11 protein-coding genes are annotated in these 11,809 nt (G+C 45.3%); all 11 read left to right on the top strand.

Translation table 11 applies throughout. From position 1 onward, the window contains the following. Positions 1-236 precede the first annotated feature (236 nt). Positions 237-395 (top strand): hypothetical protein, encoded by a 159-nt coding sequence (locus tag Q0I54_RS12110; protein ID WP_296118938.1) that lies wholly within the window; start codon positions 237-239, stop codon positions 393-395. 909 nt (positions 396-1,304) lie between these two features. Then, on the top strand, positions 1,305-1,646 hold the full coding sequence (locus Q0I54_RS12105; RefSeq protein ID WP_296118937.1) for a hypothetical protein: 342 nt from the start codon (positions 1,305-1,307) through the stop codon (positions 1,644-1,646). A 132-nt stretch (positions 1,647-1,778) separates the two neighbouring features. Then, complete coding sequence (locus tag Q0I54_RS12100) at positions 1,779-2,018, top strand: DUF2442 domain-containing protein (protein WP_296118936.1); 240 nt, start codon at positions 1,779-1,781, stop codon at positions 2,016-2,018. Between the two features lie 31 nt (positions 2,019-2,049). Further along, the gene (locus Q0I54_RS12095; protein WP_296118935.1) at positions 2,050-2,820 is read left to right on the top strand and encodes a hypothetical protein; all 771 of its coding nucleotides are present in this window, start codon (positions 2,050-2,052) and stop codon (positions 2,818-2,820) included. A 27-nt stretch (positions 2,821-2,847) separates the two neighbouring features. Then, positions 2,848-3,693 (top strand): lipoprotein, encoded by an 846-nt coding sequence (locus Q0I54_RS12090; RefSeq protein ID WP_296118934.1) that lies wholly within the window; start codon positions 2,848-2,850, stop codon positions 3,691-3,693. Between the two features lie 30 nt (positions 3,694-3,723). Then, entirely contained in the window at positions 3,724-4,668 is a 945-nt protein-coding gene (locus Q0I54_RS12085) for a hypothetical protein (RefSeq protein WP_296118933.1), read from the top strand. A gap of 140 nt (positions 4,669-4,808) precedes the next feature. Further along, positions 4,809-5,003, top strand: a complete 195-nt coding sequence (locus tag Q0I54_RS12080; protein ID WP_296118932.1) for a hypothetical protein — start codon at positions 4,809-4,811, stop codon at positions 5,001-5,003. 494 nt (positions 5,004-5,497) lie between these two features. Then, the gene (gene ppdK / locus Q0I54_RS12075; RefSeq protein WP_296118931.1) at positions 5,498-8,125 is read left to right on the top strand and encodes a pyruvate, phosphate dikinase; all 2,628 of its coding nucleotides are present in this window, start codon (positions 5,498-5,500) and stop codon (positions 8,123-8,125) included. A 91-nt stretch (positions 8,126-8,216) separates the two neighbouring features. Further along, positions 8,217-8,915 (top strand): FadR/GntR family transcriptional regulator, encoded by a 699-nt coding sequence (locus tag Q0I54_RS12070; protein ID WP_296118930.1) that lies wholly within the window; start codon positions 8,217-8,219, stop codon positions 8,913-8,915. A 222-nt stretch (positions 8,916-9,137) separates the two neighbouring features. Next, entirely contained in the window at positions 9,138-10,529 is a 1,392-nt protein-coding gene (locus tag Q0I54_RS12065; protein WP_296118929.1) for a sodium:alanine symporter family protein, read from the top strand. 198 nt (positions 10,530-10,727) lie between these two features. Further along, positions 10,728-11,528, top strand: coding sequence for an SDR family NAD(P)-dependent oxidoreductase (locus tag Q0I54_RS12060; RefSeq protein WP_296118928.1), 801 nt, complete (start codon positions 10,728-10,730; stop codon positions 11,526-11,528). Positions 11,529-11,809: the final 281 nt, after the last annotated feature.

Raw genomic sequence — 11,809 nt, 5'->3', positions numbered from 1 at the left:
TCTTCCCAATAAAAAAACTCCCTTCTAGGCAACAAGTTTTTATTATTATACTTGTCTGCCTAAAAGGGAGCATATCATTGTGAAAAAGCAGTTCCCCAAGGTTTTTTTGTACCTGTTTAGCAGTTTTACGACACTTACTGATAATGGAGAATGATAAGGGATAAAAATGTTTCGTTGTTTCCCGTCTGAAAGTATCATTTTATTCCTAGAAGTTATTCCAAGGAGATGTATTATCAATGGTAGATCAAAGTTTCACAGATGAAAAAACTAAAGCGAAAACAGAAGCCTTTTTACGGATAGAGCAGTTGCGAAAAAAGAGAACTGTAAAGGAAGCTGTTATTGATTATGACGCTGAGTTGGCATCATATAGGGAAAGCAAATATGGTAAATCATGATGAAAAAGGGTACTTGAAAAAACAAGCACCCTTGTGTATAATCTACTTAGAAAGGTAATCGGATGTGACTCCGATTTGCCCTCTGTTTAAGTAAAAACTTTTATAAAGACATAAGCATCCTAAACTTTGGGCGGTAGAGGATGCTTATTTCTTTTTATCTTTATGATTGTCTATGTAAGCCAGAGCCGCGAAAATTACTAGCAATAAAGTGAGAACTTCCATTGTGTTCATAGGGCATCACCCTCCTTTTAGAACTAGAGGGCATCTGATAATCGGAAAATCACATCCTGCTTCCTGTTCAATTATACGATGTAAATATAACATAAAGAGAACAAATGTTCAAATGAAAAATGATTAAATACATTTGAAAAGAAAATATTTGATCCTGTTGCATATCATGGATTTGTTCAACCGCTTTTTTTCGTTCAATAGTATGCCAGCGATTGCGGATCACATCTTGTTGTAATTCACGCAGACGCTTATCTGTATAGTGTTCCATCCAGATCATAAGGAATTTTGGTGTGAATTTTTCTGGTAGTCTAGTAAAAACGGAAAATAATATATCTTCTAATTTACTGTGAATTTTATGTAACAGTTCTTTGAAACCGTTCGGTTTATGAATTTCAATATTTATATTTATATAAATCAACTCCTTCCGTATATAGTGTAAGGTAAGAACAGAATATGCACAAGTGCCAGGACTAGATCATACAGGTATTGCTATCAAAATTGTGGAAATTTTAGACTTATAGCAGTTGGAAGCATAAAAAAGGGAAATGTTTGTAAATTGTGGGGAATTATACTATGTCCAAAGTGCAAAAGAGAGATTGCAGCACATGGTAGATAAAGTCTGGAAATAAGGACAGATCAAAGAAAATTAAAATATGAAAGAATGCGAGGAATAGAATTATGGAACAGCCAAAGTACAGATATGAGGATTTACGTTTTGCGGGTGACAGAAGCTATACGGATATTAATGAGGTTATAGTTGGATTTTTAATTGATAAAGGATTGGTTATTGATTGTGATAATAAGGAAAAATTGACAGAAATAGTTAATAATATGCTTGCAGAACGTTATGAGAAAACACGGCAAGTATTGTATCCGTCTGATTTTGAAATATCAATGAGTGTTGAAATGGACACGCACAGCAGCTCTATTGGGAGTGCTTCGGCCTGTGGTATGAAGAACACCGGCAGTATCTCAACGCCATCGCCGCTTACCGGAAAAGTGAGAATTACAACGCGCTGATACCGTGGGGATTTGAGATCGTAGAGCTGCTCAGGAAAAAGACCTAACCTTTGGTTAATGGTTATCCCATCGAATCCACTGTACAATGTTTGTACGGTGGATTTTTATTTTCGCGGAAAGGAGGGCACACATTTGAATCGAAGGTATCTCACTGCCGTCACACCGCTGCCAGACCATGTTCTGCAGGTTGATTTTGTGTCCGGAAGCCGACTTTTGCTGGACATGAAGTCGTATCTGGATAAGATCCGGTTTCGCCCGCTTGCAGATGCGCGAGTGTGGAACAGTGCTGTGACCAACGGTATCTTTGTCCGCTTCGGTGATGTGGAGTTGAGCCACGATGAGATATTGGCCATGGCGGAACAGGAACATTGACACTATTTATCTAAAAAAGGAGAAGAACACGATGAAACATTTAAAAAAACATCTGTCTCTTGCATTGGCGCTGGTGCTGTGCCTGAGCCTTGCCGCCTGCGGCAAGAGCAGCGAAGACTACGGTGAGAGCAGCGAAGACTACGGCGATGACGGCAGCGACTACAATTTATACGGCGTTCCGGATTCCTTCGAGGGACTGGTCAAGGACTCTGAGCAGATGGCGAACCTCTACCTCTACGGCGGCGCGTGGGCGGGTGAGGACGGCGGCACGCTGGTCGCTGCCAACAACGATGAGGGCGACGAGGTGCGCTTTGCGCTATACGATGCTGACGAAGACATGACCGCCAGCGGCTTCATCCAGTTCGTGCCGGACTATGACTATGACTATTTCTATAACGAGCACGACGGCATGGCCTACCGCAGCTGGTTCGACGAGGACGGCGCCCTGCATGTAGCCGAGCTTGGCACTTTTACGCAGGTGACCGGCGATGCGCCGGGCGAGAACATCGGCGATGGTGATTACGGTTTCCTCGCCGGCGTATGGTATCAGGACGGTGACCCAGGCGCGGCCAGCATAATTGAATTCGACGTATCCGGAAGCTGGGAGCTGCTGGAGCGGCCCGGCGATGACGGGGACCCCACCATGGTAGACTGCGGCACCATAGAGGTGGATCAAGACGGTGCAGGACAGTATTTTGCCATTTCCACCATACATACGGATGTGGTCTACGACTTCACACTTGTCGGCGGCGACGTGATCTACTGGGGCGGCGAATATGACTACTATCAGAAGATAGAGTAAGCTCTGCAAAAAAGGAGAGCGATATAAATGAAGAAGCTTTTTGCTCTTGTATGGGCGCTTTTTATGTGTCTGAGTCTTGCCGCTTGCGGCAATACCGACTCTGACGATACACAAACCGGGTATGAAACCGTCATGGATATGGAATTTCTCGACGGGATGTGGAGCATCGACGGCACTGCAAAGTTGTACTTTAATAGTAAGGAAGGCTTTTACGCCTACCGCACCCGCTGGGGACTCGGCGGGCGCGGAGAATTCGAATTGTCCGAAGCGAGCGGACGACCGATGATCTACTTCAACGGCTTTCTCTATAATTTTCTACTGCGCGACGATGAGGCGGAGATCATCGAATGGGATAAAAGCAACTGGGACGGCATGTGGCAGAACGCGCTGGGCGAGACCATCGTCATCGACTCGTCGCTCATGCAGTACATCGCCTGTTCACCGGACTATTCCATGAGCGGCACCATAAACGACGAGGGTGAGGGTATGGGCCTCTACCTCTATGATAACGGGACACGCGCCTATCTCTGCCCCAGCGACGACGGCAACAGCTTCACCCTCTCCGCCGATCGCTTTGGCCGCTACGGGGACGATCAGCATTTTGACGGCGTCTTCTACCGCGATGCCGACTTCTACACCTATACGGACATGGAAAATGCAGAGTTTTATGAAGACGAATACTCTGCCTTCTATGTCTGGTACTACGACGGCGTGAACCGCTACCTGTTGGGCAACGATTACACCAGCGGTGACGATGGCCTTGCCTACCACGATAATGACGGCCTCATCTATCCCGCAGGCTGGATTCCTGAAGAACCCTATGATCCCGCTGTTGACTGGGGTGAAAACTGGATGGATAGTTGGGACATCTGAGGCTCAGCAGAAGAATGAGGAGGGACAGCTATGAGAAAGAAACGCAATGACTTTGACGCGGTGGGCGCCGAGCGCATGACCGACACGGAGCTGTCAAAAAAGCTGGGAAGCTATCAGAGAACAGAGAGCATCAGCATATCACTGGGCGTTTTACTGGTGATTGCCGGGTGTATTTCGATGTTTATACAGCATGACCCCATTTTGGTCTGCGCTTTGGTATTCCCCGGCGTGGCACTGTTCCTGCTGGTGGCCAAGCCCGCCCAAACGAAGAAAAAAGCTCTGATGCAGCAGCAGCTGGGCGGCTTCTTCCGAGCAGAACTGACAAAAGCCTTCGGTTCGGAGCTGGAGCCGGCCACGCTGCCCATCGACTGGGCGTACCTGGAGGCGGCAAAGCTGTCGGCGGTCTCCTTTACGGAGTGTACCGTGACGGACTTCCACGAGGGCGAGCACAAGGGACTGCGGTTCTCCGCCGCCAATGTGGAGCTGCGCCGCACCGTGGAGGAAAAGTCCGGCCCCGACAACGACAACTGGATGACCCGAACCGAGACGCTGTTCCGCGGCATCGTGGTCCGCTGCAAGGACATCTGTGACCCGGCGCTGGACATCACCCTGAACGACATGTTCCAGGAGAGGAAGAAGGACGACATCACCGAACCTGCCGCCTTCCGGAAGCACTTTGCCGCTCATACGGCGGATGGCCGGGAGGCGGATGATCAGGTCACACCGCAGCTTCGTGACCTGGTACAGAAGCTGGAGGCATCTTCCAGAACTTCCAAGCTGTGCGGTCTTATCCTCCGTGACGGCGATCTGGCACTGGCCCTGAACACCCGGTATGTGTTTGCGGGCATTCCGGAGGAATTGGATCTGCGGGACATCGACGGCATCCGCAAGTGGTTCACCGCCTCGCTGGCCGGTATGGGAAATCTTCTGGATCTGATAACGGAAAGCTCCGCTCTGACCGGCATGACAGAATAAGGAGAAGAATATGGAAGAAAAGAACACAAACATTCCCCTGCCCAGCCACACCTATTGCAGCGGCAGTGCTTTGCCCGCGAACTGAAATGGTTCACGAATATGATCGACGCATTTCGCGACGTGTAAAGGAGGTGGATAGTATGCCTTTTGGGCTCACTGCGGTGCTGCTGGCACTGTCGCTGTCGGGGATTTTTCTCTCCCGCCGTTACTTGCGGAAACCGATTCAATCAGTCTGCGTCATCCTCTGCGTCTTGCTGGCAGTGGCTTGCGCCGCTTATATCGGACTGACCCTTCTGTTTGTGGATGCGGTACAGAACCAGCCGCCGGTATCGTAAAAAGAGATCCCCGCCCATAGCGGCAGGTGGTCGGATACTATGACCCGGCTAAGCCTGAATGCATTACTGAAAACAGACCCCGAAAGCCTGTTTTCGGCGGAGTTTACTGCTTTTTGTGGGCTGCGTTTCTGCTGCTTTTCGGGATCATGACATTTACCGGTCAGGTCGCCTTTTCCTGATGCTGCGTTAGCGTCATATAGGGAAAGCAAATATGGTAAATGATGAAAGAGAGTGTATTGAATAGGTAAAATATATCATGTACGATAGTTAAAAATGAGCGAAAAATGAGCAGATAGTCACCAACTTGTAGGGTAGTGAAAAAAAGGTAAGTGTTTTGTTAGAAATTTCACAAAAAAGGTTGAAATCTGGAAAATTTGTGGTAAAATATAGACGAAGTTTCGGGGAAAACACGAAACGAAATGTGAAAAATTGCTAAAAACGGCAGAACTCTATCTGCTTGCAAAACACAATGTATATTTTAGGAGGAATTAGAAATGGCAAAATGGGTGTACTTATTTAGCGAAGGTAACGCCAGCATGCGCGAACTTCTTGGAGGTAAAGGTGCAAACCTTGCTGAAATGACAGGTCTTGGACTTCCGGTACCACAGGGCTTCACTATTACTACAGAGGCTTGTACACAGTACTACGAAGATGGCCGTGAAATTAATGATGAGATTCAGGGGCAGATTAACGAGTACATTGGTAAGATGGAAGAAATTACTGGTAAAAAATTCGGTGACAAGGAGAATCCATTGCTCGTATCAGTTCGTTCTGGTGCAAGAGCTTCTATGCCGGGTATGATGGATACAATCTTAAACCTTGGTCTGAATGAGACAGTAGTTGAGGTATTAGCAGAGAAATCCGGAAATCCGCGTTGGGCATGGGATTGCTATCGTAGATTTATTCAGATGTATTCCGATGTTGTTATGGAAGTCGGCAAAAAATATTTCGAACAGCTCATCGATGAGATGAAAGAGAAAAAAGGCGTAACATTCGATGTTGAACTGACAGCAGAAGATTTAAAAGAGCTTGCAGGACAGTTCAAAGCTGAATATAAAGCAAAAATTGGACAGGACTTCCCAGATGATCCGAAAGAGCAGTTAATGGGGGCTGTAAAAGCGGTATTCCGTTCCTGGGATAACCCTCGTGCAAACGTATATCGTCGTGACAATGATATCCCATATAGCTGGGGTACAGCTGTAAACGTACAGGCAATGGCATTTGGTAACATGGGTGATGACTGTGGTACAGGTGTTGCATTTACTCGTGACCCGGCTACAGGTGAGAAGAAACTGATGGGTGAGTTCCTGATCAATGCACAGGGCGAGGACGTAGTTGCTGGTGTTCGTACACCGATGCCGATTGCTAAGATGGAAGAGGAATTCCCAGAAGCATATGCTCAGTTCGTTCAGGTTTGCAAAACACTGGAAGATCACTACAGAGATATGCAGGATATGGAATTTACTGTTGAAAATAGAAAACTTTACATGTTACAGACACGTAATGGTAAGAGAACAGCTCAGGCTGCATTAAAGATTGCTTGTGATCTGGTAGATGAGGGAATGAGAACAGAGAAAGAAGCAGTAGCTATGATTGAGCCGCGTAACCTTGACGCTCTGCTTCATCCGACATTTGATACTGCTGCATTAAAAGCAGCTACACCGATCGCAAAAGCTCTGGGTGCTGCTCCAGGTGCTGCTTGTGGTAAAATCGTATTCACGGCTGACGATGCTGTAGAATGGGCTGCAAGAGGAGAGAAAGTTGTTCTGGTTCGTCTTGAGACATCACCGGAAGACATTACAGGAATGAAAGCTTCTCAGGGTATCCTGACCGTTCGTGGTGGTATGACATCTCATGCAGCAGTAGTTGCACGTGGTATGGGTACATGCTGTGTATCCGGATGTGGCGATATCATTATGGATGAAGAAAATAAGAAATTTACACTTGCAGGAAAAGAATATCATGAAGGTGATGTGATTTCTTTTGATGGTTCTACCGGCTGCATTTATGATGGTGCAATCCCGACAGTAGAAGCTACAATTGCCGGTGAGTTTGGAAGAATTATGGCATGGGCTGATAAATTCAGAACATTAAAAGTTCGTACAAATGCTGATACACCGACAGATGCTAAGAAAGCACGTGAGCTTGGTGCTGAAGGTATCGGACTTTGCCGTACAGAGCATATGTTCTTTGAGGGTGACAGAATTGATGCTTTCCGTGAAATGATCTGTGCAGATACAGTAGAAGAGAGAGAAGCAGCTCTTGAGAAAATCTTACCGTATCAGCAGGGTGACTTTGAGCAGTTATACGAGGCAATGGAAGGCGAAGCAGTTACAATTCGTTTCCTTGATCCGCCACTTCATGAGTTCGTTCCGACAGAGGAAGAGGATATCAAGAAACTGGCAGATGCTCAGGGTAAATCCGTAGAGCAGATTAAAGCTATCATCGAAGGTCTGAAAGAGTTCAACCCGATGATGGGACATCGTGGATGCCGTCTTGCTGTAACATATCCGGAAATTGCTAAAATGCAGACAAAAGCGGTTATCCGTGCAGCAATCAATGTATCAAAAGCTCATCCGGACTGGAACATGGTACCAGAAATCATGATTCCGTTAGTAGGTGATATCAAAGAGTTGAAATATGTTAAGAAATTCGTTACAGAGACAGCTGACGCTGAGATTGCAGCAGCAGGCGTTGAACTGAAATACGAAGTTGGTACTATGATCGAGATTCCGCGTGCAGCGTTAACTGCTGACGAGATTGCTACAGAGGCTGAGTTCTTCTGCTTCGGTACAAACGACTTAACACAGATGACATTTGGTTTCTCCCGTGATGATGCAGGTAAATTCCTGGATGCTTACTATGACGCTAAGATCTTTGAGAACGACCCATTTGCAAAACTGGATCAGGATGGTGTTGGTAAGCTGATGGAGATGGCATTAAAACTTGGTAAACCGGTTCGCCCAACATTACATTGTGGTATTTGTGGAGAGCACGGTGGAGATCCTTCTTCCGTAGAGTTCTGCCATAAGATTGGACTTGATTATGTTTCCTGCTCACCATTCCGTGTACCGATCGCTCGTCTTGCAGCAGCACAGGCTGCAATTGCTGATGAGAAATAAAATATCTAGTTGATTCATATGACTAAATAATTTATAATAGGCATACCGCATGGTGCGGTATGCCTATTATTTTGAAAGGAACAAAGAGACAGTGGCAAAGAGTCAGAAAACCTATGGGATAGTCGTAGACTATTTTAAGAAAAAAATTATAGCGGGAGATTTAAAACCGGGAGAAAAGCTTCCACCGGAACGGGAGATTGCAGAAGAGCTTGGGGTTAGCCGTAATTCTGTCCGGGAAGCCATCCGTTTTATGGATATGACGGGGGTTATTTCTTCCCAGCAGGGATCCGGTAATTATATTACTTGCGATTTTCAAAGCAGTCTGGAGGAGACCATGGGTATGATGTTTGCCATGGATCAGATTGATTATATACAAATTAGTCAGATACGATATTCGCTTGAGAGACTTGCATTTACATTGGCGCTCGATCATGCTTCTGAAGAAGAAATTAAACTGATGGAGGATTATGTAAACAAGTTGGATAAGAGTACAGATGCCAGTGTAAATAATGAGCTGGATAAGAAAATTCATTACACTTTGGCGAGGGCATCAGGAAATATTTTGATTCTGGATATTTTGGAAGCCTGCTCCAGTGTGATTGATGAGTTTGTCAAAGATCTGCGCAGGGAGATCATTCGAAAAGAATCTGGAAAAGAGGCGTTAAATGCCTGCCACCACAGAATTGTCCGGGCATTGCGGGAACATAACCGGGAGGACGGCATTCTGGCATTAAAAGAGCATTTTGCTATTATTGATGAAATATTGCTGGAATGGAAAAAAAATGTATAGATTGGAAAATGATTCCGTTTTTTCTTCGCAGGCGATTGTTGGCTGCGGAGACAAAATGGAATCATTTTCTTTTGTAAGAGTACATTGAAAGCATATTTCATATTGCATATTGCATACAGTTCTCTTTTGTTTTGCAATCTGTACATTACAATAAAACTGTGCTATACTTTACAAGTCTGTCCTGAGACAGGTTGAATACAAATGAGTTGAGAGGTTGAAAGAATGTTAGAAATCATCAAATCTGTGAACGCTGTGGTGAACAACTTCATCTGGGGTGTTCCTGCCATGATCTGCATTATCGGAGTGGGCCTGCTTTTAAGTGTACGGACGAAATTCCTGCAGATCCGTAAATTCCCATATGCAATGAAGCAGACCATCGGAAAAATTTTTGATAAAAAGGATGCTACTGACGGAGCAATGACTCCATTTCAAGCAGTCTGTACGGCTCTGGCCGGCACGGTTGGAACCGGAAATATTGCCGGCGTGGCCGGAGCAATTGCAATCGGTGGCCCGGGCGCAGTTTTCTGGATGTGGATTTCCGCTCTGCTTGGTATGTGTACCAAATTTTCTGAGGTAACCCTTGCAGTATATTTCCGTGAGAAAAATGCTGTGGGAGACTGGGTTGGCGGTCCGATGTATTATATTAAGAACGGTCTGAAGAAACACTGGCACTGGCTGGCAGTTCTTTTTGCCCTGTTTGGTGTGCTGACTGTATTTGGAACCGGTAATGCTACACAGGTAAATACGATCACAACTGCCATTGATTCTGCATTGTTGAGTTTTAATATCATTCCGGAATCAGCTACTAAAATCACAAACCTGGTAATTGGTATTATCGTTGCTGTGATGGTTGCCATGATCTTGCTTGGCGGTGTCAAACGTATTGGCCGTGTGACGGAGCGCCTGATTCCGTTTATGGCACTGTTATACATTGTGCTTGCATTCGGCGTTATTATCTTGAACATTGACCGTGTACCGGGCGTGTTTTGCTCTATTATTGATGGAGCCTTTCATCCGGCTTCCGTGACTGGTGGTATTGTAGGAAGCTTTTTTCTGAGTATGAAAAAAGGTGTTGCCCGTGGCATTTTTTCCAATGAGGCAGGTCTTGGTACCGGTTCCATTGCGCATGCATGTGCAGATACCGGAGAACCGGTAAAACAGGGTATGTTTGGTATTTTTGAAGTGTTTACCGATACGATTCTGATCTGTACACTGACCGCTATGGTTATTCTGTGCAGTGGCGTTTCTGTGGGATACGGTGCAGATGCAGGTGCGGAACTGACAATTTCCGGATTTACTGCCACATATGGCAACTGGGTATCTGTTTTTACCGCGATCGCACTTTGCTGTTTTGCATTTTCTACCATCATTGGATGGGGGCTGTACGGTGCGCGCTGTATGGAGTACCTGTCTTCTGAAAAATGGGTAAAACCGTTTATGGTCGTTTACGCATTAGTGGCCATTGTTGGTGCAACCATGGATCTTGGCATGCTCTGGAGTATTGCAGAGACATTCAACGGTCTGATGGCGATCCCGAACCTGATCGCATTATTCCTGCTGTCTGGTATGGTAGTGAAGCTTGTGAAGGATTATTTTGCGAGAAATCACAAATAAATGCGTCACATTTTGGCGTATTATAAGATTTGACTATCATATCATCAGGAAAAGTTTTGAATTGTCTGAAAAATAAGTGAATATAAAGAAAAAACACTTGAAATCCCATAATTGCTTTGCTACACTGTATCTCAGTGATGATGTATTGAAAAAAATACAATCCGAATGTTTGAGAGTGACAGGAAAGGAGAAACAATTATGGGATTTTTAACAGGAAAAACTGCAATTATTACAGGAGGAGGACGTGCAGTATTGAGTGATGGCAGCTGTGGATCCATTGGATATGGTATTGCAACTGCGTATGCAAAAGAGGGGGCGAATCTGGTACTGACCGGGCGTAACGTGAAGAAACTGGAGGATGCTAAAGAGGAGCTGGAGCGTTTATACGGAATTAAAGTACTTCCGGTTCAGGCAGATGTATCTGCCGGTGCTGACAATGAAGCCATCGTTCAGAACGTTGTAAAACAGGCGATTGATACTTTTGGAAGGATTGATGTGCTGATCAACAATGCGCAGGCATCTGCATCTGGTGTTCCGTTGGAAGAGCATACCACCGATCAGTTTAATTTGGCACTTTACTCTGGATTATATGCAGTATTCTATTATATGAAAGCATGCTATCCATATCTGAAAGAGACAAAAGGATCTGTCGTTAACTTTGCATCCGGTGCAGGATTATTCGGAAATTTTGGTCAGTGTGCTTATGCAGCGGCAAAAGAAGGAATCCGTGGTCTTTCCAGGGTGGCAGCAACAGAGTGGGGCAAAGACGGTATCAATGTCAATATCGTATGCCCGCTGGCATGGACCGCACAGCTGGAGAATTTTGAGAAAGCTTATCCGGAAGCGTTCAAGGCAAATGTAAAAATGCCGCCTGCAGGACATTATGGCGATGTTGAGAAAGAAATCGGACGTGTCTGCGTACAGCTTGCTTCTCCGGACTTCAAGTACATGAACGGTGAGACACTGACACTGGAAGGTGGCATGGGTCAGAGACCTTAAGGAACAAAGTATGATGTGGAGAGTTCCTTATATATAGAAATCAGGGTGTTGAAGCAGTTAGAAGATGATTGTTACCCTCATCCTGCTATTCGCATATTGTAGAACTGTTATTTTCTTGACAGAGTATACTTGCCGTGCTATATTTTAGAGCGGCAAAGGTGCCAGAGTATTTTGTTTTAAGATACTCTTGGCACCTTTTTTGTAAAAAAATAGTCTGCAAATAAAAAGTCAAGCAGAAATTAATGAACTTTGAAAATTTTATACAGGTTGAACGTAAGATA

Source organism: uncultured Eubacterium sp., from assembly GCF_934295145.1.
Lineage (GTDB): Bacteria > Bacillota > Clostridia > Lachnospirales > Lachnospiraceae > Eubacterium_I.
Note: the sequence above shows the minus strand (reverse complement) of the source record. Positions and strands in the feature narration are given on the sequence as shown.